The organism is Flavobacterium sp. 9R (genome assembly GCF_902506345.1).
Lineage (GTDB): Bacteria > Bacteroidota > Bacteroidia > Flavobacteriales > Flavobacteriaceae > Flavobacterium.
Genome location: NZ_LR733413.1, coordinates 2,129,054 through 2,155,292, shown reverse-complemented (window position 1 = coordinate 2,155,292; position 26,239 = coordinate 2,129,054). Strand labels below are relative to the sequence as shown.

Below are 26,239 nucleotides of genomic sequence, written 5' to 3'. Positions count from 1 at the left end.
ACAATAGAAACAGATATACAAATCAGCTAAAAGCTAAAAGCCAATAGCTAACAGCCAAAATAAAAATGGAAAGTTTTAGAACCGAAATAGAGAATCCGATTGTCCAAAAGGATATTATCGATTTAGAAAGAAAAATTGCTTTATTCCGCGATGGAAAAATCGATGACGAACGTTTTCGTTCTCTTCGTTTAGCAAGAGGGGTATACGGTCAGCGTCAAGAAGGCGTGCAAATGATTCGTATCAAATTGCCTTTTGGTAAAGTCACGAGTGAGCAATTGCACCGTATCTGTAAAGTTTCTGAAGAATATTCTACGGGACGTTTGCACATTACTACACGTCAGGATATCCAAATTCACTATGTGAGTTTAGACAGAACGCCACAACTTTGGGCCGAGCTAGAGAAAGATGATGTTACCTTAAGAGAAGCTTGTGGGAATACGGTTAGAAATATTACCGCTAGCGAAACTGCGGGTATCGACCCAGACGAACCTTTCGATGTGTCTCCATATGCACACGCACTATTCGAATTTTTCTTGAGAAATCCAGTGTGTCAAGAAATGGGACGTAAATTCAAAATGTCTTTTTCTTCTTCTGATAAAGATACTGCTTTGAGCTATTTGCACGATTTAGGATTTATTCCAAAGATTGTTAATGGTCAAAAAGGATTTAAAGTGTTGTTTGGAGGTGGTTTAGGGTCACAACCTAGTCACGCCGAATTATTGTCTGAATTCATACCAGCCAATCAAATCATTCCAACTACAGAAGGAATATTGAGAATTTTTGACCGTCACGGCGAAAGAGCCAAACGATTGAAAGCGCGAATGAAGTTTTTGGTTAAAGAAATTGGGAAAGAGGAATTTTTGCGTTTGGTCGATGAAGAGAAAAAAGCCCTTTCGCATCAAGTAGTTGAAATTGATACAGCTCCTTTTGAAAAAGCCATTCCAACGCCAATATTGGATGCTCCACAAGTTGTGATTGATGATGTCGCTGCCTTCGAAGCTTGGAAAAAAGCCAATGTTATTCCACAAAAACAAGCGGGTTATGTAGCTATCGGAATCAAAGTCGCTCTTGGCGATTTTTATATTGATAAAGCCCGACAATTGGCCGATTTAATCAAAAATTATGCAACCAACGAATTGCGTTTTACGTTGCGTCAAGATATTTTAATTCGTCATATAAAAGAAGAAGCGCTGCCTTTCTTTTATCAAGAATTAGCCAAATTGGATTTTGTTGCCTTAGGATATAATAGCACTGCAGATATTACCGCTTGTCCTGGAACAGATACTTGTAATTTAGGAATTGCGAGTAGTACTGGAATTGCAGTAGAATTAGAAAGAGTTTTAGCGACAGAATATCCACACTATGCCAATTCAAACGAAATCACAATTAAGATTAGTGGTTGTATGAACGCTTGTGGCCAACATAATATGGCTGAAATTGGTTTTCAAGGAATGTCTATCAATGCAGGTAAATTAGTAGCGCCAGCTTTACAAGTATTATTAGGTGGAGGGAATTTAGGAAATGGCGAAGGACGTTTTTCTGATAAAGTAATCAAAATCCCGAGTCGTCGTGGTCCAGAAGCCTTGCGATTGATTTTGAATGATTTTGAAGCCAATGCCAACGGACAGTCCTTTTTGAATTATTATGATGCTAAAGGAGAGAAATATTTCTATGAATTTTTGAAACCTTTGGCCGATGTAACCAATTTAACCGAAGCTGATTTTGTAGATTGGGGCAACGCCGATAATTATGTGAAAGCAGTAGGTGTGGGTGAATGTGCTGGTGTTGTGATTGATTTAGTAGCGACTTTATTATACGAAGCCAAAGATAAATTGACGTTTGCACAAGAAGCTTTCGAGGATAAAAAATGGTCGGATGCGATTTACTTGGCTTATGCTGGATTTGTAAATGGAGCCAAAGCTTTGTTATTGGCCGAAAACCAAAAAACAAATCATCACGCAGGAATCATCGATTTGTTTGATACTGTTTTTGTGGAAACGAATAAAATTCAATTAGCCACTTCTTTTAAAGAATTGGTCTATCAAATAAAAGAAAACGAACCATCTGAAACTTTTGCCAAAGAATACATTGCGACAGCAATTGCGTTTTTTGAAACGATTGAAACATACAGAGCAGAGGATTTGTCTAAAAATTAAAGAAGAATCAGATGAGCTATAAAATAACAGGAAATAGTTCCTCCTCTCGTTCTATTGGATTGAGTAGGAGTGGTCCTAAAGTTACTTTAGTAGGTGCAGGCCCAGGTGACCCAGACCTTTTGACTATAAAAGGGGTAAAAGCTTTGGCTGAAGCCGATGTCGTTTTGTATGATGCTTTGGCTAACGAAGAGTTAATGGAGTTTGCGCCAAAATCTTCAATCAAGATATTTGTAGGCAAACGCAAAGGAAGTCACGCCTATTCGCAAGAGCAAATCAATCAGTTAATCGTTGATAATGCCTTGACTTACGGTCACGTTGTTCGATTAAAAGGAGGTGACCCCTTTATTTTTGGACGTGGAAGTGAAGAAATTGAGCACGCTGAAAGCTTTGGAATTCCTACCTTTGTCGTTCCAGGTATTTCATCATCAATTGCTGTTCCTGCTTATCAGGGGATTTCGTTGACAAAACGTGGTGTATCTGAAAGTTTTTGGGTAATTACTGGTACAACATCGGCAAGAAAATTATCAAATGATGTTCAGTTAGCAGCGAAATCAACGGCAACGGTGGTTATTTTAATGGGAATGAGTAAATTGGCTCAAATCGTGGCGCTATTTCAAGAGGAAAGCAAAGGTGAAACGCCGATTGCCATCATTCAAAACGGAACGACTCCAGAAGAAAGAATTGGAGTAGGAACTATTGATACGATAGAAGCTGTTGTAGCAGCGCATAATTTGAGCAATCCAGCCATCATTGTAATTGGCGAAGTGGTAAAAGAAAGCAATAAATTAAAAGGGTTTTACGAAGAATTTATCGTAGCGTCAAGTCGAGACCTGACTTAAAAAAATAAACAATGGAAAGAAACGAATTATATCCCGTGTTTTTAAAACTACATCAATTAAATGTATTGATTGTAGGTGGCGGAAATGTGGGTTTAGAAAAGTTATCTTTTATGTTGAAATCAAGTCCAAATGCGAATGTTGAAGTGGTCGCACCGCGATTTCTTCCCGAGTTGGAAGCTTTGGCCGAAAAACATCCTTCAGTAAAATTGACACCAAAGAAATTCAATCGTTGGATGCTTCGCAAGCGTAATTTAGTAATAGCTTGTACAGATGATTTGAAGGTAAACAAGCGCGTGTATGATTTGTCCAGAAAGCGTTATTTGCTTTGTAATATTGCCGATACACCCAATTTATGCGATTATTATTTAGGCGGAATTGTGACCAAAGGCAATGTGAAAATCGCAATTTCAACGAACGGAAAATCACCGACAACCGCCAAGCGATTGCGTGAATTTTTTGAAGAGGTCATTCCAGAAGATGTGAATAAAATGGTCGAAAATTTGAATGAATATCGCAAAACGTTGAAAGGAAATTTTGAAGAAAAAGTACAACGTATGAACGAAATCACCGAGGCGTTAAAAAATAATAAATAATACTGTAGGGACAGGTCGAGACCTGTACTTCATCACAATAAAAAAATACCCAAGTGATAATTATCACAAATCCTCAAACGAATTAATCGTTTATTTGAGCAGTTTTAGAAAAAAAAGAAGTAATAAGTATAAATAAAAAAAAATGGTTAAAACAGATATATTAATAATAGGAGCAGGACCAACAGGGCTTTTCGCCGTTTTCGAAGCAGGATTATTAAAATTAAAATGTCATATTTTGGATGCCTTGCCACAGCCAGGCGGACAATTATCAGAATTGTATCCTAAAAAACCTATTTATGATATTCCAGGATTTCCAGAAGTATTAGCTGGAGATTTGGTGGATAATTTAATGGAACAAATCAAGCAATTCGAGCCAGGATTCACCCTTGGAGAACGTGCAGAAACCATTGAAAAACAAGAAGATGGTAGCTTTATTGTAACCTCTAACAAAGGAAAAAAATTCCACGCTCCAGTTATTGCTATTGCAGGAGGATTAGGAAGTTTTGAACCAAGAAAACCTTTAATCGAAGACATCGAGTTTTACGAAGACAAAGGCATCAAGTACTTTATCAAGAATCCAGAAAAATTCCGTGACAAGAGAGTGGTGATTGCTGGAGGAGGAGATTCTGCTTTAGACTGGAGTATTTTCTTGTCGAATGTAGCATCAGAGGTAACTTTGATTCACCGTCGTAACGAATTCCGTGGCGCATTAGATTCTGTAGAGAAAGTACAAGAATTAAAATCTGCTGGAAAAATCAGATTGATAACTCCAGGAGAAGTAGTGGGCTTAAATGGTGCCGAGCATATCGAATCTGTAGTGGTAGAAGACGATAAAGGCGCTAAGCAAACCATTGCTACCGATTATTTTATTCCACTTTTCGGATTGACTCCAAAATTAGGACCTATAGGCGATTGGGGATTAGAAATCGAAAAAAACGCCATCAAAGTAAACAATGCTTTAGATTATCAAACCAACATTCCTGGGATTTTCGCCATTGGTGACGTAAACACCTATCCAGGCAAATTAAAATTGATTCTTTGCGGATTCCACGAAGCCACGTTAATGTGTCAAGCGGCTTACCAAATTATCAATCCAGGTAAAAAATATGTGATGAAATACACCACCGTTTCAGGTGTTGATGGATTCGACGGTACTCGTAAAGAAGCGCCAAAAGCAGTAGTGAAAGCTATTGTATAGTTTCGTTTTTTCCGTTTAAAGGTTTAAATTGTTTAAAAGTTTAAGTGTTGCGTCGATTCGGCGACAATCTTAAACAACTTTAAACAATTTAAGCCTTTTTTTAAACTTTTAAACTTCTAAAAAAACACTTGCAATTGTTAGCCTTATGTCGTTACTTTGCACCGTTCCTATTTTTATTGAAAGTTATCACGAAAGGCGGAGGGAAAAGACCCGATGAAACCTTAGCAACCCTTTACTTTTTTAAAGAAGGTGCTACATTCTACCAAGCATAGCGCGGATAGATAACAACAAAATACAGTCTCGTATTTTTTCAAACCCCTTTCCCGATACATTTTTAAATAATTGAATGAGCGCATCATTGCCGCTTTTTTGGTATCAACGTTCCCGCTATCCGTTACAATCTTGTATGCCGAACCCCGGCACACAAGGATTTACACTGCTATCGGGGCTAAAGAGCCTCAAATAGTGAATATTTGGAAATAATAATAAAGCTTTGCGCCCTTGCGACTAAGCGGTTTAAAATAAAGTATGTCAACAATACAAGAAGAAATTAAAAAAAGAATTCTCGTGCTCGACGGAGCGATGGGAACGATGTTGCAACGCTACAATTTCTCCGAAGAAGATTTTCGTGGCGAACGATTCAAAGATTTTCCGCATCCGTTAAAAGGGAACAATGATTTATTGTCCCTCACGCAACCACAGGCCATCAAAGCCGTGCACGCCGCCTATTTTGAGGCAGGAGCCGATATTGTAGAAACCAACACCTTCTCAGGAACCACCATCGGAATGGCCGATTATCATTTGGAGGATTTAGTATACGAACTCAACTACGAATCCGCTAAACTAGCCCGAGAAGTAGCCGATGAATTCACCGCCAAAAATCCAGACCAACCGCGTTTTGTAGCGGGTTCTATTGGACCCACAAACAGAACCGCAAGTATGTCACCCGATGTGAATGACCCAGGATACCGTGCCGTAACTTTTGATGATTTACGTATCGCTTACAAACAACAAGTCGAAGCCTTGTTGGATGGAGGTTCTGACATTCTTTTGGTAGAAACTATTTTCGATACGCTGAATGCCAAAGCCGCACTTTTTGCCATCGAAGAAGTCAAAGAAGAACGAAACATCGATGTGCCTATAATGGTTTCAGGAACTATCACCGATGCTTCAGGAAGAACCCTTTCTGGACAAACGGTTGAGGCTTTCTTGATTTCGGTTTCGCACATTCCTTTGTTGAGTGTAGGGTTCAATTGCGCTTTGGGAGCCGATTTACTCAAGCCGTATTTGCAAACTTTGTCGCATAACACTTCTTTCAATATTTCGGCGCATCCTAATGCAGGTTTGCCGAATGCCTTTGGAGAATACGACGAAACACCTGAGGAAATGCAAGCGCAAATCCGTTCTTATTTAGAAGATAATTTAATCAACATCATAGGAGGCTGCTGCGGCACCACCCCAGAACACATCAAATTAATTGCCGATATCGCCAAGGAATACAAGCCTAGGGTTTCTACTGCGGTGATGTAAAGAATTACGCTAGCAAATGAATGAAGGAAAATTTGTAATTGAAAATCAAGATTGTGAGAAATTTGTATCTAGTTTTCAAGATATAGAAGATTTTCGAATAGCATTTAGGAAAAATTTTGAGTATATAGTTGCCTTTCACGCGACTAATTTGAGTAATGAGGAGTTGCAATGTGTTGAAAAAGAGGGTCTTAAAGTGGCTTCAAAAGAATTGTTAGAAAAAAAAGCTATTCATAGATTTATAGTAAATAAATCTAAAGAAATTGAAGAGGATATAAAAGAATGGTTTATAACAGATGATTTATGTGAGAATAAATTTTATACAAAAGGGGAAATAAATTTTGGGTTATCAAAAGATGATTTATTTGAACATTATCATTATTTGTTATTTGGAGCGGAATCGCTTTTACCATTAGCTGATTATTTAAAGAAAAAGCATCGTAAACCATTTAGGCAAATTTTGGTTGATTCAGGATTGCATTATATTATTGAAGTATTAATACCAGTTGTTAAAACTGATGATGAATGGATTGATAGTATATATGATTTTTTTTATAGGGACTATTATTTTCCAGTTTATTTGGGTTATTATACTGATTTATCAAATGAAAATATTGTGAAAATAGAAAAAGTAGAAAGGCCAATTGATTTGCAAGGTTTGATTTCTATTTAGTCTTTTATGTTAAACAAGAAGTGAATTGTATGATAAAAATTGATTTGATAAAAAAATTAGGATTATCTGATGATGAAATCAATTTATATGGAACTGATTTTTTGTTACAATATTTGAAATATCATCACAATACAACATATTATGTTTCAACAATATTATTTTTAGGTTTTGAAGGTGAAGAATTAAATTCATTGAAAAGCAAGGCAAAGGGGAATGGGTTAGAAGTAAAAGAGCGTATTGGAGAATTAACTTTTGTATGTGTTAATGAAAATTTTAAAGATTCCAAAAGGATTAATAAGGCAAAAGAATACGATGTTTTCTTTATTAATAAAAATGAATTTTTAGAAATTTTTAAAGAAGGAGAATATCTAGTAAATAAGAATGAAAATGTATATATAAAATCAATTAGAGAAGAATTTAGAATTATTAAACCTTTAAGCAATTTTGATTTTACAGCTAAAGTAAAAAGTTTTTCATTTACTAGTGATTTTGAATACGATGTTAATTTATATAAAGGAACGTGTAACTGTTCGGATTATACAAATAATAGACGTTTTGGTTACCAACAAGGAGATTTAAGGCGCTATTGTAAGCATATGATTTGGTATTATAGAGATGTTTTTAAGCCAAGAGAGTTTTTTGGTGTTAAGGAGTATCTTATTGAAAACTGTTATTCCTTAAAAAAGGATTTCAGAAGAATAGATTTACCAAAAGTTGAAAAACCAATTTATTTTAGTTATGATTTAAATGGACAAGATTGTGATATTTATTTTCCGTATAAGAATAATGTCTATGAAAAGTATTGTTACGATTTTAAAAATGAATATTTTGATTTTGACGAGAAACCAAATGGTTATGTAAGGGATTTAAGGTTAGAATTAAATAAAATTTTTAGACCAGAAAAAGAATTTTATAAAAAAAAGAAAACGCGAGCAGAAAAAAAAGAAATTGATGCGAATGTAAATGGTTGTATTTATTTTTTTGTTTTCATTGTGATAGTTTTGTTTTTGATTTTTTCATAGCAAAATAAAAGTTCCCCAGCTAGCGCGAGCGTCCCGCTCGTGCACATAATATAGGGAGGAAAAATATTTTTAAGAAAGAAGAATAAGCACGAGCGGGACGCTCGCGCTAGCAGCATAAAAGTTCCGTAGGAACGACTCATTTTGTAGTAACGGATTTTAATCCGTTGGGATGTAAGAGCGAAATTCATTCCGTTGTGAATTATAAAAACGGAACCGTTTCATTGAAACAAAAATGGTGTTGTATTGCACAATGCCCGCGTGAGGGATAGTAGTGGAGCTCTTTTTTCTTGATTTTTTTATCAAGAAAAAAAGCGGGAACGGATAGCCCGGCCCTTGGGACACGCCCAAAATAGAATTGAAATATAATTGTAAGGTTTTAAAAACTTTGCAGCAAAGAAATAAGAATAAAAAACTCAGCTTCTAAGCTACTTAGCCACTGAGTAACTCAAAATAAAAAAATGGCAGAGAAAAGAAGAAACCTAGTATTATCAGGATTGGAACCCTTAATCATCACGCCGGAAAGCGTATTTGTGAATGTGGGGGAACGAACCAATGTGACGGGTTCGCGAAAATTTCTTCGATTGATAAAGGAAGAGAAATACGATGAGGCGCTTGATATTGCGCGCCAACAAGTAGAAGGTGGCGCACAGATTATCGATATCAATATGGACGAAGGAATGTTGGATGGCGAATATGCTATGACCAAATTCCTGAATCTGATTGCGGCCGAACCGGATATTTCGCGTGTGCCGATTATGATTGACAGCTCGAAATGGGAAATCATTGAGGCGGGATTGAAAGTGGTGCAAGGGAAATGTGTCGTGAATTCGATTTCTTTGAAAGAAGGCGAGGAGCGATTCATTCATCACGCGAACTTAATCAAACGTTATGGTGCGGCGGTGATTGTAATGGCTTTTGACGAAGTAGGTCAGGCCGATAATTACGAAAGACGTATCGAAATTTGTCAACGTTCGTATGATATTTTGTTTGGAATTGGATTTCCTCCACAAGATATCATCTTCGATTTGAATATTTTTCCTGTGGCTACAGGAATGGAAGAACACCGCTTGAATGCCTTGGATTTCTTTAGAGGAACCAAATGGGTTCGCGAAAATTTACCGCACGCCCATATTAGTGGCGGGGTGAGTAATGTGTCGTTTTCGTTTAGAGGAAATGATGTGGTGAGAGAGGCGATGCACTCGGTTTTCTTGTACCACGCGATTCAAAACGGAATGACGATGGGAATTGTAAACCCAGAAATGTTGTCGATTTACGATGAGATTCCAAAAGATTTATTAGAATACGTTGAAGATGTGATTCTGGACCGACGTGATGATGCTACAGAGCGTTTGTTGGATTTTGCTGAGAATGTAAAAGGAGACGGTTCTAAAACAAATGAAGCGGTAATACAAGAATGGCGTAATGGAACCGTACAGGAAAGAATCACGCACTCTTTGGTAAAAGGAGTTGATGCTTTTATAGAAATTGATGTAGAAGAAGCACGCTTGGCTGCCGAAAAACCAATCGAAGTAATCGAAATCAACTTGATGGCAGGGATGAATGTCGTGGGAGATTTGTTTGGTTCGGGTAAAATGTTTTTGCCACAAGTGGTAAAATCGGCACGTGTGATGAAAAAAGCTGTGGCTTATCTTTTACCTTTTATTGAAGCGGCAAAGCAAGTTGGAGATAAATCTGGGAACGGAAAAATCCTGATGGCTACCGTAAAAGGAGATGTTCACGATATTGGAAAAAATATTGTTTCAGTCGTATTGGCTTGTAATAATTATGAGATAGTTGATTTGGGTGTGATGGTGCCTCCAGAAAAAATTATTGCAGCAGCTATTGAGCACGAAGTGGATATTATTGGTTTGAGCGGATTGATTACGCCGTCTTTGGACGAAATGGTGTATTTGGCCAAAGAGCTGGACAAACGCAATATGAAAATTCCTGTAATGATTGGTGGAGCCACTACTTCGCGCGCGCATACCGCGGTGAAAATCGCACCTCAATACAGAGAAACGGTGATTCACGTAAACGATGCTTCGAGAGCGGTTACCGTAGCGGGTAATTTATTGGACCATAACCGAAAAATTTATGCGAGCGATATTCGTGCAGAATACGATGCGTTTAGAGAAACATTCTTGAATCGTTCACGAGATAAAAATTTCTTGTCTATCGAGGAAGCCAGAAAAAATAAATTGCAATTGGATTGGGATAATTTTACTCCAGTACAACCCAAAGTAATTGGCAAACAAATTGTAGAAGTCGATTTAGAAACTTTGGTACCTTATATCGATTGGACGCCATTTTTCAGAACTTGGGAATTATTCGGGAAGTATCCTGCAATTTTAACCGATGAAGTAGTGGGTGAACAAGCCACCTCGGTTTTTGCGGATGCGCAAGCAATGCTGAAAGTTATTTTGGAGGAGAAAAAGTTAACTGCAAAAGGCGTTTACGGAATTTTCCCTGCGAATCAAATCAACGACGACGATATCGAATTGAAAGATGAAAACGGAAATCCATTGCAAACATTCTTGACTTTACGCCAACAATCTCAGAAAACCAAAGGAGCGCCAAACATCGCTTTGTCTGATTTTATTACACCAAAAGAAAGTGGAAAAGTGGATTATATGGGAGCCTTTTGTGTGACTACTGGTTTTGGAGTTGACGAATGGGCTGCCGAATTTGAAGCCGCATTAGACGATTATAATTCGATTATGGTGAAGGCTTTGGCCGACCGTTTTGCAGAAGCTTTTGCTGAATATTTACACGAAAAAGTCCGTAAAGAAATTTGGGGCTATGCTTCAGATGAAGTGTTAAGTAAAGAGGACTTGATTGAAGAATCGTATAAAGGAATCCGTCCAGCACCAGGATATCCAGCTTGTCCAGACCATTTAGAGAAACCGACTATTTGGAAATTATTAAATGTTGAAGAAGAAATCGGTGTGACTTTGACGGAAAGTATGGCGATGTGGCCAGCTTCATCTGTTTCTGGTTACTATTTTGGAAATCCAGAAAGCAAGTATTTCGGACTTGGTAAAATCAAAGAAGACCAAGTAATTGATTATGCCAAACGAAGAAATGTTTCGACCGATGTAGCAATGAAATGGTTGAATCCGAATATAGCTGATTAATAATAGTTTAAAGTTGAAAATTTGTTTAAAGTTTAAAGTTTAAAGTTGTTCGAAAGAACCTTAAACCTTAAACCTTAAACTTCAAACTAAAGGAAATGAAAGTAACACAACATATAGAAAACGCCAAAGGAGAAACCTTGTTTTCTTTTGAAATTATTCCGCCACAAAAAGGCAAAAGCATTCAGGAATTATACGATAACATCGACCCGTTGATGGAGTTCAAGCCCCCATTTATTGATGTGACCACTTCTCGTGAAGAGTTTATCTACGTAAATAAAGGGAATGGATTATTAGAAAAGAAGTTGACAAGAATGCGACCAGGGACTTTGGGTATTTGTGCTTCAATCAAACATAAATACAATGTTGACACGGTGCCGCACGTACTTTGTGGAGGTTTTACGAAAGAAGAAACAGAATATTTGTTGGTGGATTGTCATTACTTAGGTATTGATAATGTGATGGCTTTGCGTGGTGATGCGATGAAAGACGAGCAATCGTTTGTGCCTACCAATGGAGGAAATAAATATGCTTCCGATTTAGTAAGCCAAATTTATCAATTGAACCAAGGGAAGTATTTGCACGAGGTAATGGACATTGATAATAAAGCCGATTTTTGTATTGGTGTGGCGGGTTATCCTGAGAAGCATTTGGAATCCCCTTCTTTGCAAACCGATTTGAAACGTCTTAAAGAAAAAGTAGATGCAGGAGCGGATTATGTCGTTACTCAAATGTTTTTTGATAATGCTAAATATTTCGAATTCGTAGCCAAAGCCAGAGAAATGGGTATTACTGTTCCGATTATTCCAGGGATAAAACCTATTGCGGTAGAAAGACATTTGCAAGTGTTGCCACAAATTTTCCGTATCGATTTGCCAGAGGATTTAATTGCTGCGGTAGAAAAATGTAAAAACAATGCCGAAATTCGTCAAGTTGGAATAGAATGGGCGATTCAACAATCTATAGAATTAAAAGCCGCAGGAGTTCCTGTTTTACATTATTATTCTATGGGGAAATCAGAGAACATCAGACAAATCGCTAGTCAGATTTTTTAATAAAAGGATTATATTATTTCAATTGAAAGTACTCGATAAGCTTTTTGCTTGTCGGGTATTTTTTTTGGCTTTGGCGAAAGTAATTATCTAAGGGTTAAATTTTTATTTTCTTCTGATAATATTACCCAAGAGTTCTACATTTGCAGTTCCAAAAAAGAGTATTCTTTTTTTGGCTAAAACATACTTTACGATGAGTTTCAAAATAAAAATTAATAGAATAAGAAGAAGTGTTATGCAAAGCCTAACAAGTGGTCTTGGGAACTCTTCGAATGTAAATAAGGGAACAATTAATCCACAACAAGTAAAAAGAGTCTTGATTTCGAGACCTAACCACCGTTTAGGGAATTTGTTGTTGATTACGCCTTTGGTGCAAGAAGTGCAAACGCTTTTTCCAAATGCAACTATTGATGTTTTTATAAAAGGGAATCTTGGTCCCATTGTTTTTGAAAATTTCACAAATGTAAATCAGATTATTCGTTTGCCTAAAAAGCATTTTGACGAATTAGGAAACTATATGAAGGGCTGGTTGAAACTGAAGAAAAACAAGTACGATTTGGCTATCAATGCTGATAAAAACTCTTCGTCTGGACGTTTGTCTATTCAGCTTGTCAATGCAAAGTTTAAATGTTTTGGGGAACAAGCAACTGATTTGTCTAGTCAATTTTCTGACTATGCTCATATTGCAAAGTATCCTGTGTATGATTTACGTCATTTTCTAGCTTCGGTAGGAATGAACGTATCGAATACACCAATTCCTAATTTGCTTTTGCAATTAAGTCCTGAAGAAGTAGCTAAAGGGAAAGCACTTTTGGACGCCATTGTTCCAGCATCTAAAAAAACGATATGTCTTTTCACTTTTGCCACGGGAGCCAAATGTTATTCGGTGGAATGGTGGGCCGTTTTTTATGAAAGAATTTTAAAAGAGTTTCCAGACTACAATATTTTGGAAGTGTTGCCTGTAGAAAACGTGTCGCAAATACATTTTGCTGCGCCAACCTATTACAGTAAAGACATTAGAGAAATCACAGCATTTTTTAAAAATACAGCTGTTTTTGTGGGTGCTGATAGCGGAATGATGCACTTGGCTAGCGCCGCTCAATTACCAGTAGTTGGTTTGTTTTCGGTTACCAAAACAGATAAATATGCGCCTTATGGAGCAAAAAGTGTCGCAATCAATACCAACGAAACTACTATTGAGGATTGGATTCAAGCGATAAAAAATAGCTTGGAGTAATTAGTGAATAGTATAACTAGTGAATAGTAATTAGTGATTAGTCCTTAGTTTTGATTACTAATCACTAATCACTAACCACTACTTCGTAATCTCCCTAAATACCGCTTCTAAGTTTTTGTTTTTCTGGTTGAGTTGCAAGGTTTTTAAACCATTGTCGTGAGCGAAATCGAATACGGTTGGACGCATATCTTGACTCGACAAAAAGGTCAGTTCCCATAGATAATCACTGTTTTTGATGAATGATTTTAAATGTGGAATGGTATTGATTTGGTCTTCAGTTACTTTTAAATCAAATTCTACTTCGATGACTTGTTCTTTGTCGGCTGCAATCAAAACTTCTAATTTTTTGTCAGCTACAATTTTGCCTTTATCAATAATAATGACACGGTCACAAATCGCTTCTACTTCTTGCATAATATGAGTAGACAGAAAAACGGTTTTGTCTTTCCCAACGTTTTTAATCACATTTCGAATCTCAACCAATTGATTAGGGTCTAAACCTGTGGTGGGTTCGTCAAGAATGAGTACTTCTGGATTGTGCAATAAGGCATTGGCTAATCCCACACGTTGACGGTATCCTTTGGAAAGTTGTCCTATTTTTTTATGACTTTCGGGAGTTAATCCAGTCAATTCGATTACTTCTTGAATACGCGAGGAGGGTACTTTGTAAACATCGGCGTTGAAAGCCAGATACTCTCTAACATACAAATCTAAATACAACGGATTGTGCTCTGGTAAATAGCCAATTATCTTTTGTACTTCTTTGGTGTCTGAAATAACATTTTTATCATTTACTAGCGCTACGCCTTCATCTGCCGCTAGATAAGTGGTCAATATTTTCATCAAAGTAGATTTTCCAGCACCATTTGGACCAAGAAAACCAACGATTTCTCCTTTTTTTACAGAAAAAGTAATCGAGTCTAATGCTTTTTGAGCACCATAGCTTTTTGATAAATTTGTAACTTCTATAGACATAAGAATGGTTTTGTTGCAAAAGTAAACAGAAAAACCAAGCTATGGAAGTTTCTTTGAATAGTATGAAAAAATATTGAGGGATTTTGTTTTTGCTGAATATCAATTTATCTCAGTTTTTGTCCTACCAATGCGCTAAGATTTCTATATTTACTACAAACTTGTAGTTATGAGCGAAGACAAAACAAATTCTTTTTTAGAAAATTACAGCAGTATCCTATTGCTTTTGGGTGGTATTGTACTTGGTAGTTTGGCTGGATTGCTTTTTGGTAAAGACGTTGAGGTAATAAAACCGTTGGGTGATATCTTTCTTAATTTGCTTTTTACAGCTATAATTCCATTGGTAATTTTTACTATAGCTTCCTCGATTGCTAATTTGCAAAAAAGCGACAAGCTTGGTAAACTTTTCGGAGTTGTTTTGATGGTGTTTTTGGTAACTGTAATAATTTCTGCCATAGTAATGATTATTGGGATTTTTATTTTTCCTGTTGATCAGGCTGTTTTTTTGGCAAAATCTTCTTTGGTCACTACTCATAATAGCACAACAGATTCGCCCGTTACTCAGTTGTTAACGGTGAATGATTTTTATGAAATTTTGTCTCGTAAAAATATGCTGGCGTTGATCCTTTTTTCTTTTTTATTAGGTTTTGCCACTTTGAATGCTGGCGAAAAGGGTAAAGATTTTGCTCGATTTTTGCATTCGGCCAATGAGGTGATGAAGCAGTTGTTGGTAATCATTATGAAAGGAGCTCCAGTTGGGCTTGGGGCCTATTTTGCTTATCAGGTTGGGATTTTTGGTCCCCAGCTATTTGGAGCTTATGCCAAACCACTAGCTGTTTATTATGGGATGTGTACTTTTTATTTTGTGGTATTCTTTACTATTTATGCATTTTTTTCGGGTGGTTTATTAGGAGTGAAAGTGTTTTGGAAAAACAATATCACGCCTTCCTTTACTGCAATAGGAACTTGCAGTAGTATTGCCACAATTCCAGCCAATCTTGAAGGGGCTCAACAAATGAAAATCCCTGCTTATATTCGAAATTTGGTAATTCCTTTGGGAGCGCCTTTGCATAAAGACGGTTCTAGTATGTCGTCTATTGTAAAAATAGCCGTAATTTTTGCTATTTTTGGTAAGGATTTCACAGATCCATTCACTATTCTAACAGCTATTGGAATAACAATTATTGTATCGGTAGTGGAAGGAGGGATTCCAAACGGAGGCTATATCGGTGAAATTTTAGCCATCACCATTTATGGTTTTCCAATGGAACAAGCCTTGCCCGCAGCTATGATTATTGGAACACTAGTAGATCCTATTGCGACTTTGCTCAATGCCAATGGCGATTTGATATCGGCAATGATGGTCACACGAATCGTTGAAGGAAAAAAATGGCTTTTACGAGAAAATGAAATCAATTAAATCACATACATATGAAAAAAATTAGTTTAGGATTGATGGTACTTTTTGGACTCACGGCTCAAGCTCAGAGTGGGATTCAAAAAGGCGAGGTTACTCGAATAGAAACGGAATTGTCTTCGGATGCAATGGAAGGGCGTGCTTTGTTTACACCAGGTATCGAAAAAGCGTCTGTTTTTATCGAAGGAGAGTTCAAACGAATTGGATTGACTTATTATAAAGAGTTACAATCCTATCGTCAGGATTTCTTAATTAAAGATAAAAAGGCCAATAATGTGATTGGAATTATTCCAGGGAAATCAAAGCCTAACGAATATGTGATTTTTTCAGGACATTACGACCATTTAGGAATGAAAGAGTCTGGCGATGACAAAGTTTTTAATGGTGCAAATGATGACGCTTCTGGAATTACAGCCGTAATTACTTTGGCAGAATATTTTAAAAAGAAAAACGATAATGCACGAACACTTATTTTTGTAGCGTTTACTGGCGAAGAAACGGGAGGTTACGGTGCTTCTTTTTTCTCAAATTCTATCAATGCTGATGAGGTCGTGGCGATGTTCAATCTCGAAATGATTGGAACCGATAGTAAATGGGGTAAAAACTCAGCGTATATTACAGGATTCGAGCGCTCTGATTTTGGAACTATTTTGCAAAAGAATTTAGTGGGTTCTGGATTTAACTTTTATCAAGACCCTTATCCTGAGCAACAATTATTTTATCGTTCTGATAATGCAAGATTGGCTGCTTTAGGAGTTCCAGCGCATACTATTTCTACTTCTAAAATGGATGTGGAGCCGAATTATCATAAATTAAGTGACGAAATTAGTACTTTGGATATGGATAATATGACCGAGATTATTAAGTCGATTGCCATCAGTTCGCAAACTATAATCAGTGGAAAAGATACGCCTTCACGAGTACCAAAAATGAAAAAATAGTTTTTTTGTTTCAAACTAATAAGAATAATCAATAAAAAAAGAGACTTTACTATAAACTTTTTTATTGGATTGTTAATTGAAAATCAATTTCACAAAGAAATCCTTTTTTGTTAGGGATTAATGCTGTTTTTTTTGATGACATCAAAATAAGTTTTTATCTTTGCCAAAGAATTTATTGAAAATCAGAACACAAAATGTCAAATAACCGTTTTTACTTTAGCTATACTTTTTATTTCTTCTTTGAGAAGTAAGGATTGTGCTATGGTTATTTGAATGACAAAAAAACAAATAAAACTACAATACAATCCTGATGAAAATCAGGATTTTTTTTTGAATATATGAGAACAAAAATTGCAATTCAGGGGATAAAGGGGTCGTTTCACCATCAGGTAGCCAAAGATTATTTCTACCAAAATGTGTCTGTAGATGAATGCTTGTCCTTTGAAGAATTAGTAGATAGCTTGTTGAAGGGAGATAGTGACCAAGCGGTAATGGCTATCGAGAACTCCATTGCGGGACCGATTATTCCAAATTATGCACTAATCGACAAGAATAATTTGCACATTATAGGGGAACATTATTTGGATATTATTCAAAATTTAATGGCTTTGCCTGGACAAAAAATCGAGGATATACAAGAAGTACATTCGCATCCGATGGCATTATTACAATGTATGGATTTCTTAAAAAAATATCCAAATATCAAATTGGTTGAGGATAAAGATACGGCGGAAACGGCTCGCAGAATCCACGAAAATCAAATCAAAGGAATTGCAGCAATCGCTAGTGAAACCGCTGCTGAGATGTATAATTTAGAGATTATCGCGCCTTCGATTCAAACCATCGAGAACAATATGACTCGATTTGTGATACTCAAAAAAGAGAATTCTTTTGTTTCCGAAGACGAAATCAATAGAGCCTCCATTAAGTTTGAATTGGACCATAAACGCGGAAGTTTAGCCGCTGTTTTGAATGTGATGAGTGATTGTAAACTCAATTTAACCAAAATACAATCCTTGCCAAAAATAGAAACACCTTGGAAATATTCTTTTTTTGTAGATGTGACTTTCGAAAAATATGAAGATTACGCCAAGGCCAAAGCATTAGTTTCGATTATGGCGCATTATTTTAAAGTTTTGGGTGAATATAAAAATACAAAGCCATTACTTGAATCTCCAAACTAGAAAATAAAAAATTCCAATTTAGAATAAAGCTATAAAAAATGATAACAACTGCCCAACGTTTAGCGATAGTTGAAGAATATTACTTCTCCTCAAAGTTAAGAGAAGTGCGCCAATTGGCCGCCGAAGGAAAACCTGTAATCAATATGGGAATAGGTAGTCCTGATTTAAAACCTGCTCCTGCTGTTATTGCCGCAATGACAGCTGCGATGCAAGACGAAAATGCACATCAGTATCAAAGCTATCAAGGGTTGCCAGAATTAAGACAAGCGATGGCTGATTTTTATGAGCGTAATTACCAAGTGACCCTAAATACCACCACTGAAATTTTGCCTTTGATGGGTTCCAAAGAAGGAATTATGCACATTTCGTTAGCATTTTTGAATGAAGGTGATGGTGTTTTGATTCCAAATCCTGGGTATCCGACCTATACTTCTGTGACTAATTTAGTAGGTGCGGTGCCACTATATTATGACTTGAAAGAAAGCACCAATTGGGAACCAGATTTTGAGGCTTTGGAAAAAATGGATTTGTCTAAAGTAAAATTGATGTGGATTGGGTATCCGCATATGCCTACAGGAGCCAGAGGAAATTTGGCTTTGTTTGAAAAACTGGTGGCTTTTGCTCAAAAACACAACATTCTATTGGTCAATGATAATCCATATAGTTTTGTTTTGAACGACCAACCTATGAGCTTGTTGCAAGTTGAAGGAGCGAAAGAAGTTGCATTGGAGTTGAATTCGTTATCCAAAACCTTTAATATGGCGGGATGGCGCGTAGGAATGGTTTCTGGAAATGCTGCTTGTATTGATGCAGTATTGAAAGTAAAAAGTAATATGGATAGCGGAATGTTTTACGGCATTCAAAAAGGGGCTATTGCGGCTTTGCAGAGTGATGTTTCTTGGTTCGACGAAATGAATGCGATTTACGCAAAACGCAGAATTTTAACCGAAACATTGGCAGAGAAATTAGGTTGTGAGGTGTACAAAGAAGGCGTTGGATTGTTTGTTTGGGCTAAACTCCCAGCAGGAATCACATCGGCGGAGGATTTTATTGATAAGATACTGTATGAGAAATACATCTTTATTACGCCAGGAACTATTTTTGGTTCGAATGGCGAAGGCTACATCCGATTTGCTTTGTGTGTAAAAGAAGAAAAAATTGAAGAAGCGATTCGTCGTTTTTAGCAGATAATACCTAGCCCTGATAGTAGCGGCATCCTATTGTGGCGGGGTTCGCCACAATAGATATAGCGGATAGCAGGATTAGCTAATAATAAAAATAATAATGAATATACACGTAATAGGAATAGGTTTGATTGGAGGTTCGATGGTGTTGGATATAAAAGCGGTACACCCAGAAGCGACTATTTACGGAATGGATAAAAATGAAGCCCATTTGCAAGAGGCGATGGCGCTTGGGGTTGTGGAGAAAGCCGCTACGATGCAGGATTTGGCCGATGCGGATTATGTTATTGTTTCGGTTCCTGTGGACGTGGCGTTGCAAGTGTTGCCCGAGGTTTTGGACAATATTGGCGAAAACACCATTGTTTTTGAAGTGGGTTCTACCAAATTGCCTATTTGTGAGGCGGTAGCGAATCATCCGAGAAGAAGAAATTATATTGCTACGCACCCTATTGCTGGAACGGAATTCTCGGGACCATCAGCGGCTATAAAAGGATTGTTTCAAGGAAAAACGAATATTATTTGTGAGGTGGAGAAAACGACTTTTAAGTTGCAAGAAAAAGCCATCGAATTGTTCAAAGAGTTAGGAATGCGCATTCGATATATGGACCCGAAGTCCCACGATAAACACATTGCTTACGTATCGCATTTGTCGCACATTAGTTCGTTTATGTTAGGAAAAACGGTCATTAATAAAGAGAAAGACGAACAAGATATTTTTGATATGGCGGGTTCTGGTTTTGAGAGTACCGTGCGTTTGGCCAAGAGTTCGCCCGCGATGTGGACGCCTATTTTTAAACAAAACAAAAAGCACGTAGTGAAAAGTTTGGAGGAGTATATTGCTAATTTGACGCAGTTCAAAGACTTGTTGAAAAGCGAAGAATACGATGCTATTTTTGATGAAATGCAGAGTGTGAATAAAATTAAAGCCATTTTGAATGGGATGAACACCAAAAAGTAGGTAAAAAAGAAAAGAATTAACACAAGAAACTATAGAATAATTTTAAAGATTAAAAACTAAAAAAATGGAAAACAAGAAAGAAATGAGAAATTGGTTGGAAGCGTTCAATTTGACGCATCCATTGGTGATAGCAGGACCTTGTAGCGCCGAAACAGAAGAGCAAGTATTGAAAATTGCACACGAATTGAAAGATTCTGATGTAAGTGTGTTTAGAGCTGGAATTTGGAAACCAAGAACACGTCCAGGTGGATTTGAAGGCGTTGGAGAAATAGGATTGAAATGGTTGAAAAAAGCCAAAGCAGAAACAGGTTTGTTAATGGGAACTGAAGTAGCTACTGCTGCTCACTGTAAATTGGCTTTAGAAAATGATATTGATGTATTATGGGTTGGGGCACGTACTACGGCTAATCCGTTTGCGGTTCAAGAAATTGCAGATACCTTGAAAGGGACAGACAAAATCGTTTTAATTAAAAATCCAGTGAACCCAGATTTAGCTTTGTGGTTAGGTGGTGTAGAGCGTTTGCATATGGCTGGAATTGAAAAATTAGGGGTGATTCACCGTGGTTTTTCTACTTACGAAAAAACAAAATACAGAAACATTCCAGAATGGCAAATTGCGATTGAATTGCAAAACAAATTCCCAGATTTGCCTTTGATTATTGACCCTTCTCACATTACAGGAAATCGTGATATGATTCTTGAAGTGACGCAAGAAGCTTTGGATTTGAATTATGACGGAATGATTATCGAGACACACACAGACCCTGATAACGCTTGGAGTGATGCTGCACAACAAGTTACGCCAGATGCTTTGAAACAAATTTTCAAAGATTTGAGAGTTAGAAAACAAATCGATGTTTCGGATGAGTTTATGACTAAAATGAGTAAATTAAGAGCTAATATCGATGTGTTGGATGCTAATTTATTAGAGCTTTTGAGCAAAAGAATGAAAGTGGCTGTAGAAATTGGACAGGTGAAAAAAGAAGCGAACGTAGCGGTTTTGCAAAACAATCGTTGGAATGAAATTTTAGGAAAAATGATTTTGGAAGGAGAAAAGAAAGGACTTTCGGAAGAGTTTGTTTTAAAAATGTTCAAAGCGATTCACCAAGAAAGTATCAGCAAACAAGATAAAGTATTGAATTCATAAAAATTTCTGACTTTAGATTTTATTAAATCCCAAGACCTTTGTTTAGACTGAACCCAAAAGTTTGGACAAATTTATAATTAATTTTGATAATGATGAGCTCGATATTTAGTCGGGCTCATTTTGTTTAAATTGGACTTGGTTCTGTCGTTATTGTAATAGTTTATATATTNAGATAATGCAATTATTGAAAACTTCTTCGGAATATTAAAATCAGAATTGTTTTATCTAAAAAAATACACCTCAATAAAGCAATTAAAAATGGAAATCAAAGAATATATAAACTATTACAATAACGACAGAACCAAGTCCAATTTAAACAAAATGAGCCCGACTAAATATCGAGCTCATCATTATCAAAATTAATTATAAATTTGTCCAAACTTTTGGGTTCAGTCTACGTTTGTCGAATGGGATTTTTTATTTAACAACTGTTCGCATTCCGAAACAGAAACCAAATCAAAATAAAATGCTATTTTTGAGAAACTCAAAACTATGTTTAAAACTCGTAAAGATTTTGTTTTTGTTGTTCTCGCAGGGATTTTCATTACCAATGCTGTTACTGCCGAATTGATTGGAGGTAAGTTAATCCAAATCGGCCCTTTTGTAATGAGTATTGGTATTTTGCCTTGGCCAATAGTATTCTTGACCACCGATTTAATCAATGAATATTTTGGAGAGAAAGGCGTTCGTAAACTTTCCTTTATCACGGCCTGTCTTATCGCTTATTCGTTTCTCATTCTATTACTAGCTATGAGTATTCCCGCTGCTAAAGGAATAAGCCCTGTTAACGACGATCAATTTCAAGCTGTTTTTGGACAAAGTATGTGGATTATTGTGGGAAGTATCATTGCTTTTCTCGTATCACAGCTCATCGATGTAACTGTGTTCTGGTTTTTTAAAAACCGAACGGGTGATACTAAGATTTGGCTTAGAACCACAGGCTCAACTCTAGTTTCACAACTGTTTGATTCCTTTATAGTTTTAGGAATTGCTTTTTGGCTTCCTGGAAAAATCAACTTTGAGACCTTTTTAAGTTCTGCATTAACAGGCTATACCTTTAAACTTTCTATTGCTATACTCCTCACTCCAGTAATTTATGCGGGACACCATTTGATTAAAAAGTTCTTATCAAAAGATACAGATACGCTATGAAAATTATAGATGAAAAAAATCGCTGTGGCTGGTGTAATTCTAGTGCACTATACCAAAACTACCACGATAAAGAATGGGGCAAACCTGTATTTGACGATGCTACTTTATTTGAATTTCTACTATTAGAAACCTTTCAAGCAGGCCTAAGTTGGATTACTATCTTAAACAAAAGAGACAATTTCCGTAGAGCATTTGACGATTTTGATTATAAAAAAATCGCCCAATATTCTGATTATAAAATTCAAGAATTATTACAAGATGCAGGTATCATTCGCAACAAACTGAAAGTGTATTCCGCTGTAACCAACGCTCAAAATTTCATTAAAATCCAAGAAGAATTTGGAAGCTTTTCGAAATACATTTGGGCCTTTGTGAACCATACACCTATTGATAATTACCCTAAAACCTTGAAAGACGTTCCAGCTACTTCGCCAATTTCGGATGCAATTAGTAAGGATTTAAAAAAACGGGGATTTAAGTTTGTAGGCTCAACAGTTATCTACGCACATATGCAAGCTACAGGAATGGTAAATGATCATATTGAAAGTTGTTGGATCAGGAATCGATAGGCAAATTTTATTTACCTTTTCAATATTCGTATAAAATCGTCACGCTCAATTTCTACACAACCCAAACTGGCTAAATGGTCATTATAGACTTGACAATCCAAAAGACGGTAGTTATTAATTTTAAGATGGTTTACCAACGCAATAAATGCCACTTTAGAAGCATTAGAAACCAAAGAAAACATACTCTCCCCACAAAAAATATGTCCTAAATCAACGCCATACAATCCTCCTACTAATTGATTGTCTTGCCAAACCTCAACTGATTTTGCAATGCCTAATTCGTGTAATTTGCAATAGGCCTCAATCATATCATTTGTAATCCAAGTTCCTGTTTGTCCGTCGCGTTTTACTCGTTGGCAATGAGCAATAACCGCTCTAAAATCTTGGTTAAAAGTGACTTTAAAGATATTTCGATTCAAAATGTTTCGCATACTTTTCGACACTACCAAATCTTCTAGAAAAAGTACCATTCTTGGATTGGGCGACCACCAAATAATAGGTTGATCTTCTTCGAACCAAGGGAAAATCCCACTTGAATAAGCCAACTGCAATCGCTCTGGAGATAAATCACCTCCAATAGCCAATATCCCATCAGCATTTGCCTCAGAAACAGGTGGAAAAAATAAGTTTTTAGATAAATGATACATCTTTTGCGTTCGATACTTTAATTACAAATGCCGTCAAAAAAAATTCCAAATCCCAACACATTGTAATGTTTTGGAATTTGGAATATAGAATTTGAAATTTATTCTTTTAGAAAGGTAAATCGTCTGCTTCTTCTTCATTAAAATTAGTCGCTGGAGCAAAAGTTTCTGCCGCTGGCATCGCTGGTGCTTGAGCAGGAGCTGCAGCTGCAACAGGAGCTTGTTTCTCAATTCTCCATCCCACAATAGTATTAAAGTGTTTCACTTCGCCTTGAGGACTCACCCATTCTCTCCCTCTTAAATTGATAGAAACTTTAACTGGCTCCCCAACTGCATAACTATTCAATAAATCGGTTTTGTCTTGCTGAAATTCAATCGAAATATGTTGTGGGTATTGCTCATCAGTAGTTACTACAACTTCTCTCTTTTTAAAAGAAGCACTTACTTGTTGCACAGGGTTGATTACTTTTACTCTTCCTAAAACTTCCATAATACTTAAAATTTACTTTTTGGCTAATAATAACTTCCAAGCCTCTATAGCTTTTCCGTTAACTAAATACTCTTTTGCTTTTTGAAATTTCTTATCCATATCGTCGGCACTGAGGACCGCTTTGACATCAAAATTTTCTTTTACAAATATAGTAATTTCTTCTTCTGTTGGAATTTTTTCTATGTTTCCTAATTTACCTAAGTCATTCCCGTCAAAATAAGCACTTTCTCTAATAAAATCAGGGATAGCATCGACGCCAATACCCAACGTATTTAAAGGTTTTTCAACTTCAAAAAGACCTTCGTTCGACCTAGAATACCAATTTCCTCCTAATCTAGAAACCAAATCAATTTTGTGTTGATCAATCGCTCCATTACTATCCAAAATGGCCTCATCGATATGTAACTTTACTACTTCACACAAAATTAAATTACCCGCTCCTCCTTCTGTTCCCAAAGGAATAATTTGAGTGACTTTGCATTCAAACTGCACAGGAGATTCTTTTACGCGATAGGGCTTTACGATTGTTGACGGAATAGGAGTAAATCCCGATTTTAAAAACTCATTCACTCCTTCTGGATATTCAGTACTCGACAAAGAAGTTTGCTGCACCATATCATAATTCACTACATTTATCACCACTTCACGAGTAGCTTCAGCATTTTGCAAGGTATGTTTTGTTGTATTATCCCGAACTCGACGCGCGGGAGAAAAAACCAAAATGGGAGGATTGGCACTGAATACATTAAAAAAACTAAAAGGAGATAAATTAGGCACTCCATTACTATCTATTGTACTTGCAAAAGCAATGGGTCTTGGACCAACTGAACTTTGCAAATAACCTTGTAGCTGAGCGGTAGGAATACTTTTGGGATCTATAGTTACCATAAATTGAAGTTAAAGCGCTATTTTGTTTTCACAAAAGTAAAATACAACCATCATAAATTCGTTATATTTATAGTTAAAAAAAGAAACTTATGCACTTTTCGAATAAAAGAAACACCACTCGATGGATCATTATTGCTTCCTCGTTCTGTTTGGTTTCTTTAATTTTATGGAATACTTATACCTTTTTTCAAATATTTAAAAATGAAGAACGGTTAAAAATGAATCTTTGGGCTCAAGCACAAAAGACATTAATCAATGCCGATGAAAACACCGATGTAGATTTGCCGCTACTCATTTTTAGCAATAACACTTCCATTCCTATTATGCTTACCGAGAAAGACAGTATCATAAATGCCGTCAATATCGATACTACTATCATTCAAAACACTGAAAAATCAAGACTTTTTTTAAGCAAATTAAAAGGCGAAAACGAACCTATTAACATCGTTTATGCCCCAGGAAGAATTCAAAAGCTGTATTATGGCAACTCTTCACTTTTGAATCAATTAAAATATTATCCTATTGCTTTATTGCTTATCATCGTCTTGTTTGCTGCTCTAGTTTATAATTATTACAAGAGCACTAAAATGGCCACCCAAAACAAACTTTGGGCAGGAATGGCCAAGGAAACAGCGCATCAAATTGGCACTCCATTGTCTTCTTTGATTGGTTGGATTGAACTTTTAAAAACCGAAGATATCCCAGAAAGTACGACCAAAGAAATTGAAAAAGATATCGAGCGTCTGCAAACCATTACAGATCGATTTTCAAAAATTGGTTCAGAACCCAAACTAGAACAAATGGATATCGTATCCGAAACGTTACTTTCTTATGACTATTTGCAATCTCGCTTTTCGAAACAAATTGAATTTTCTCATTCCGCTACGCAAAAAAGCATATTGATCCCGCTAAATGCTACTTTACATAGCTGGACCATAGAAAATATGGTTAAAAATGCCATTGATGCGATGAAAGGGAAAGGCAAATTACATTTAGCCATTGAAGAGGAAAACGACAGTGTAAAAATTACCATCACAGATACAGGAAGCGGCATTCCAAAAAATCAATTTAAAAAAATCTTTGAGCCTGGCTATACTACCAAAAAAAGAGGATGGGGATTAGGCTTGTCTTTAACCAAACGCATTGTTGAAGATTATCACAAAGGAAAAATCAAAGTATTACAGTCAGAAGTAGGAAAAGGTACCGCTATGCAACTCATTTTTGTAAAAAATTGATTTACTGTGATTTGCATTGATTTTTTCGTT

The 26,239-nt window shown here is 36.4% G+C and carries 24 protein-coding genes, 1 pseudogene and 1 riboswitch; of the genes and pseudogenes, 20 read left to right on the top strand and 5 right to left on the bottom strand.

From position 1 onward, the window contains the following. Positions 1 to 65: 65 nt before the first annotated feature. From FLAVO9AF_RS09720 to FLAVO9AF_RS09675, 10 genes are all read left to right on the top strand, one after another. The gene (locus tag FLAVO9AF_RS09720) at positions 66 to 2,156 is read left to right on the top strand and encodes a HEPN domain-containing protein (RefSeq protein ID WP_159687668.1); all 2,091 of its coding nucleotides are present in this window, start codon (positions 66 to 68) and stop codon (positions 2,154 to 2,156) included. A gap of 11 nt (positions 2,157 to 2,167) precedes the next feature. Further along, positions 2,168 to 2,995 (top strand): uroporphyrinogen-III C-methyltransferase, encoded by an 828-nt coding sequence (cobA, locus tag FLAVO9AF_RS09715; RefSeq protein ID WP_159687665.1) that lies wholly within the window; start codon positions 2,168 to 2,170, stop codon positions 2,993 to 2,995. Positions 2,996 to 3,006: 11 nt separating this feature from the next. Further along, complete coding sequence (locus FLAVO9AF_RS09710) at positions 3,007 to 3,588, top strand: bifunctional precorrin-2 dehydrogenase/sirohydrochlorin ferrochelatase (protein ID WP_159687662.1); 582 nt, start codon at positions 3,007 to 3,009, stop codon at positions 3,586 to 3,588. A 142-nt stretch (positions 3,589 to 3,730) separates the two neighbouring features. After that, positions 3,731 to 4,786, top strand: a complete 1,056-nt coding sequence (locus FLAVO9AF_RS09705) for an NAD(P)/FAD-dependent oxidoreductase (protein WP_024981950.1) — start codon at positions 3,731 to 3,733, stop codon at positions 4,784 to 4,786. 180 nt (positions 4,787 to 4,966) lie between these two features. Then, positions 4,967 to 5,074: riboswitch (SAM riboswitch) on the top strand. A gap of 240 nt (positions 5,075 to 5,314) precedes the next feature. Beyond that, a complete protein-coding gene (locus FLAVO9AF_RS09700; protein WP_078212673.1) occupies positions 5,315 to 6,316 on the top strand; it encodes a homocysteine S-methyltransferase family protein in 1,002 nt (333 codons plus the stop codon). Positions 6,317 to 6,332: 16 nt separating this feature from the next. Beyond that, a complete protein-coding gene (locus tag FLAVO9AF_RS09695; RefSeq protein ID WP_159687660.1) occupies positions 6,333 to 6,986 on the top strand; it encodes a hypothetical protein in 654 nt (217 codons plus the stop codon). 29 nt (positions 6,987 to 7,015) lie between these two features. Next, on the top strand, positions 7,016 to 8,008 hold the full coding sequence (locus tag FLAVO9AF_RS09690) for a hypothetical protein (protein WP_159687658.1): 993 nt from the start codon (positions 7,016 to 7,018) through the stop codon (positions 8,006 to 8,008). 458 nt (positions 8,009 to 8,466) lie between these two features. After that, a complete protein-coding gene (gene metH, locus FLAVO9AF_RS09685; RefSeq protein ID WP_159687656.1) occupies positions 8,467 to 11,142 on the top strand; it encodes a methionine synthase in 2,676 nt (891 codons plus the stop codon). Positions 11,143 to 11,237: 95 nt separating this feature from the next. After that, positions 11,238 to 12,194 (top strand): methylenetetrahydrofolate reductase [NAD(P)H], encoded by a 957-nt coding sequence (gene metF, locus FLAVO9AF_RS09680; RefSeq protein WP_159687654.1) that lies wholly within the window; start codon positions 11,238 to 11,240, stop codon positions 12,192 to 12,194. 190 nt (positions 12,195 to 12,384) lie between these two features. Next, entirely contained in the window at positions 12,385 to 13,428 is a 1,044-nt protein-coding gene (locus tag FLAVO9AF_RS09675; protein ID WP_159687652.1) for a glycosyltransferase family 9 protein, read from the top strand. Between the two features lie 78 nt (positions 13,429 to 13,506). On the opposite strand, the gene gldA is transcribed toward FLAVO9AF_RS09675, so the two are convergent. Beyond that, positions 13,507 to 14,403 (bottom strand): gliding motility-associated ABC transporter ATP-binding subunit GldA, encoded by an 897-nt coding sequence (gene gldA / locus FLAVO9AF_RS09670; protein ID WP_159687650.1) that lies wholly within the window; start codon positions 14,401 to 14,403, stop codon positions 13,507 to 13,509. Positions 14,404 to 14,569: 166 nt separating this feature from the next. Here gldA and FLAVO9AF_RS09665 point away from each other — a divergent pair, with 166 nt between their 5' ends. From FLAVO9AF_RS09665 to FLAVO9AF_RS09640, 6 genes are all read left to right on the top strand, one after another. After that, a complete protein-coding gene (locus FLAVO9AF_RS09665; protein ID WP_159687648.1) occupies positions 14,570 to 15,820 on the top strand; it encodes a dicarboxylate/amino acid:cation symporter in 1,251 nt (416 codons plus the stop codon). 11 nt (positions 15,821 to 15,831) lie between these two features. After that, the gene (locus tag FLAVO9AF_RS09660; protein ID WP_159687646.1) at positions 15,832 to 16,758 is read left to right on the top strand and encodes a M28 family peptidase; all 927 of its coding nucleotides are present in this window, start codon (positions 15,832 to 15,834) and stop codon (positions 16,756 to 16,758) included. Positions 16,759 to 17,096: 338 nt separating this feature from the next. Continuing rightward, positions 17,097 to 17,942, top strand: a complete 846-nt coding sequence (locus tag FLAVO9AF_RS09655; protein ID WP_159687643.1) for a prephenate dehydratase — start codon at positions 17,097 to 17,099, stop codon at positions 17,940 to 17,942. A gap of 38 nt (positions 17,943 to 17,980) precedes the next feature. Beyond that, on the top strand, positions 17,981 to 19,126 hold the full coding sequence (locus FLAVO9AF_RS09650; RefSeq protein WP_159687638.1) for a pyridoxal phosphate-dependent aminotransferase: 1,146 nt from the start codon (positions 17,981 to 17,983) through the stop codon (positions 19,124 to 19,126). A gap of 100 nt (positions 19,127 to 19,226) precedes the next feature. Beyond that, a complete protein-coding gene (locus FLAVO9AF_RS09645) occupies positions 19,227 to 20,084 on the top strand; it encodes a prephenate dehydrogenase (protein WP_159687635.1) in 858 nt (285 codons plus the stop codon). Between the two features lie 64 nt (positions 20,085 to 20,148). After that, positions 20,149 to 21,231: a bifunctional 3-deoxy-7-phosphoheptulonate synthase/chorismate mutase type II gene (locus FLAVO9AF_RS09640; protein ID WP_159687631.1), complete on the top strand. Its 1,083-nt coding sequence runs from the start codon at positions 20,149 to 20,151 to the stop codon at positions 21,229 to 21,231. 77 nt (positions 21,232 to 21,308) lie between these two features. On the opposite strand, the pseudogene FLAVO9AF_RS15790 reads toward FLAVO9AF_RS09640, so the two are convergent. Continuing rightward, positions 21,309 to 21,400, bottom strand: a pseudogene (locus FLAVO9AF_RS15790) (IS3 family transposase); the annotation flags it as partial. Positions 21,401 to 21,411: 11 nt separating this feature from the next. Between FLAVO9AF_RS15790 and FLAVO9AF_RS15785 the strand changes: the two are divergent. The 3 genes from FLAVO9AF_RS15785 (at position 21,412) to FLAVO9AF_RS09620 (ending at position 22,952) form a co-directional block, all read left to right on the top strand. Continuing rightward, complete coding sequence (locus FLAVO9AF_RS15785) at positions 21,412 to 21,594, top strand: IS3 family transposase (RefSeq protein WP_370516468.1); 183 nt, start codon at positions 21,412 to 21,414, stop codon at positions 21,592 to 21,594. A 129-nt stretch (positions 21,595 to 21,723) separates the two neighbouring features. Continuing rightward, a complete protein-coding gene (locus tag FLAVO9AF_RS09625) occupies positions 21,724 to 22,383 on the top strand; it encodes a queuosine precursor transporter (protein WP_159687627.1) in 660 nt (219 codons plus the stop codon). Further along, positions 22,380 to 22,952 (top strand): DNA-3-methyladenine glycosylase I, encoded by a 573-nt coding sequence (locus tag FLAVO9AF_RS09620; protein ID WP_159687624.1) that lies wholly within the window; start codon positions 22,380 to 22,382, stop codon positions 22,950 to 22,952. The genes FLAVO9AF_RS09625 and FLAVO9AF_RS09620 overlap by 4 nt, the downstream gene beginning before the upstream one ends. Positions 22,953 to 22,963: 11 nt before the next feature. On the opposite strand, the gene aat is transcribed toward FLAVO9AF_RS09620, so the two are convergent. The 3 genes from aat to FLAVO9AF_RS09605 all read right to left on the bottom strand — a co-directional run bounded on the left by aat (position 22,964) and on the right by FLAVO9AF_RS09605 (position 24,974). Beyond that, on the bottom strand, positions 22,964 to 23,599 hold the full coding sequence (aat, locus tag FLAVO9AF_RS09615; RefSeq protein ID WP_159687621.1) for a leucyl/phenylalanyl-tRNA--protein transferase: 636 nt from the start codon (positions 23,597 to 23,599) through the stop codon (positions 22,964 to 22,966). 106 nt (positions 23,600 to 23,705) lie between these two features. Further along, a complete protein-coding gene (locus FLAVO9AF_RS09610; RefSeq protein ID WP_159687617.1) occupies positions 23,706 to 24,086 on the bottom strand; it encodes a DUF3127 domain-containing protein in 381 nt (126 codons plus the stop codon). A 12-nt stretch (positions 24,087 to 24,098) separates the two neighbouring features. Continuing rightward, complete coding sequence (locus FLAVO9AF_RS09605) at positions 24,099 to 24,974, bottom strand: flavin reductase (protein WP_159687614.1); 876 nt, start codon at positions 24,972 to 24,974, stop codon at positions 24,099 to 24,101. Positions 24,975 to 25,063: 89 nt separating this feature from the next. On the opposite strand from FLAVO9AF_RS09605, the gene FLAVO9AF_RS09600 reads away from it, so the two are divergent. Then, positions 25,064 to 26,209 carry a PAS domain-containing sensor histidine kinase gene (locus FLAVO9AF_RS09600; protein WP_159687610.1) on the top strand — a complete coding sequence of 382 codons (1,146 nt, stop codon included), beginning with the start codon at positions 25,064 to 25,066 and terminating at the stop codon, positions 26,207 to 26,209. Positions 26,210 to 26,239 lie beyond the last annotated feature (30 nt).

Bases quoted from the DNA above. Each gene is read 5' to 3' on its own strand.
- FLAVO9AF_RS09625 (WP_159687627.1), top strand. From the start codon at position 21,724: ATGTTTAAAACTCGTAAAGATTTTGTTTTTGTTGTTCTCGCAGGGATT.
- FLAVO9AF_RS09705 (WP_024981950.1), top strand. From the start codon at position 3,731: ATGGTTAAAACAGATATATTAATAATAGGAGCAGGACCAACAGGGCTT.
- FLAVO9AF_RS09660 (WP_159687646.1), top strand. From the start codon at position 15,832: ATGAAAAAAATTAGTTTAGGATTGATGGTACTTTTTGGACTCACGGCT.
- FLAVO9AF_RS09710 (WP_159687662.1), top strand. From the start codon at position 3,007: ATGGAAAGAAACGAATTATATCCCGTGTTTTTAAAACTACATCAATTA.
- FLAVO9AF_RS09695 (WP_159687660.1), top strand. From the start codon at position 6,333: ATGAATGAAGGAAAATTTGTAATTGAAAATCAAGATTGTGAGAAATTT.
- aat (WP_159687621.1), bottom strand. From the start codon at position 23,599: ATGTATCATTTATCTAAAAACTTATTTTTTCCACCTGTTTCTGAGGCA.
- gldA (WP_159687650.1), bottom strand. From the start codon at position 14,403: ATGTCTATAGAAGTTACAAATTTATCAAAAAGCTATGGTGCTCAAAAA.
- cobA (WP_159687665.1), top strand. From the start codon at position 2,168: ATGAGCTATAAAATAACAGGAAATAGTTCCTCCTCTCGTTCTATTGGA.
- FLAVO9AF_RS09650 (WP_159687638.1), top strand. From the start codon at position 17,981: ATGATAACAACTGCCCAACGTTTAGCGATAGTTGAAGAATATTACTTC.
- FLAVO9AF_RS09655 (WP_159687643.1), top strand. From the start codon at position 17,097: ATGAGAACAAAAATTGCAATTCAGGGGATAAAGGGGTCGTTTCACCAT.
- FLAVO9AF_RS09645 (WP_159687635.1), top strand. From the start codon at position 19,227: ATGAATATACACGTAATAGGAATAGGTTTGATTGGAGGTTCGATGGTG.
- FLAVO9AF_RS09640 (WP_159687631.1), top strand. From the start codon at position 20,149: ATGGAAAACAAGAAAGAAATGAGAAATTGGTTGGAAGCGTTCAATTTG.
- metH (WP_159687656.1), top strand. From the start codon at position 8,467: ATGGCAGAGAAAAGAAGAAACCTAGTATTATCAGGATTGGAACCCTTA.
- FLAVO9AF_RS09665 (WP_159687648.1), top strand. From the start codon at position 14,570: ATGAGCGAAGACAAAACAAATTCTTTTTTAGAAAATTACAGCAGTATC.
- FLAVO9AF_RS09605 (WP_159687614.1), bottom strand. From the start codon at position 24,974: ATGGTAACTATAGATCCCAAAAGTATTCCTACCGCTCAGCTACAAGGT.
- metF (WP_159687654.1), top strand. From the start codon at position 11,238: ATGAAAGTAACACAACATATAGAAAACGCCAAAGGAGAAACCTTGTTT.
- FLAVO9AF_RS09720 (WP_159687668.1), top strand. From the start codon at position 66: ATGGAAAGTTTTAGAACCGAAATAGAGAATCCGATTGTCCAAAAGGAT.
- FLAVO9AF_RS09690 (WP_159687658.1), top strand. From the start codon at position 7,016: ATGATAAAAATTGATTTGATAAAAAAATTAGGATTATCTGATGATGAA.
- FLAVO9AF_RS09675 (WP_159687652.1), top strand. From the start codon at position 12,385: ATGAGTTTCAAAATAAAAATTAATAGAATAAGAAGAAGTGTTATGCAA.
- FLAVO9AF_RS09600 (WP_159687610.1), top strand. From the start codon at position 25,064: ATGCACTTTTCGAATAAAAGAAACACCACTCGATGGATCATTATTGCT.
- FLAVO9AF_RS09700 (WP_078212673.1), top strand. From the start codon at position 5,315: ATGTCAACAATACAAGAAGAAATTAAAAAAAGAATTCTCGTGCTCGAC.
- FLAVO9AF_RS09620 (WP_159687624.1), top strand. From the start codon at position 22,380: ATGAAAATTATAGATGAAAAAAATCGCTGTGGCTGGTGTAATTCTAGT.
- FLAVO9AF_RS09610 (WP_159687617.1), bottom strand. From the start codon at position 24,086: ATGGAAGTTTTAGGAAGAGTAAAAGTAATCAACCCTGTGCAACAAGTA.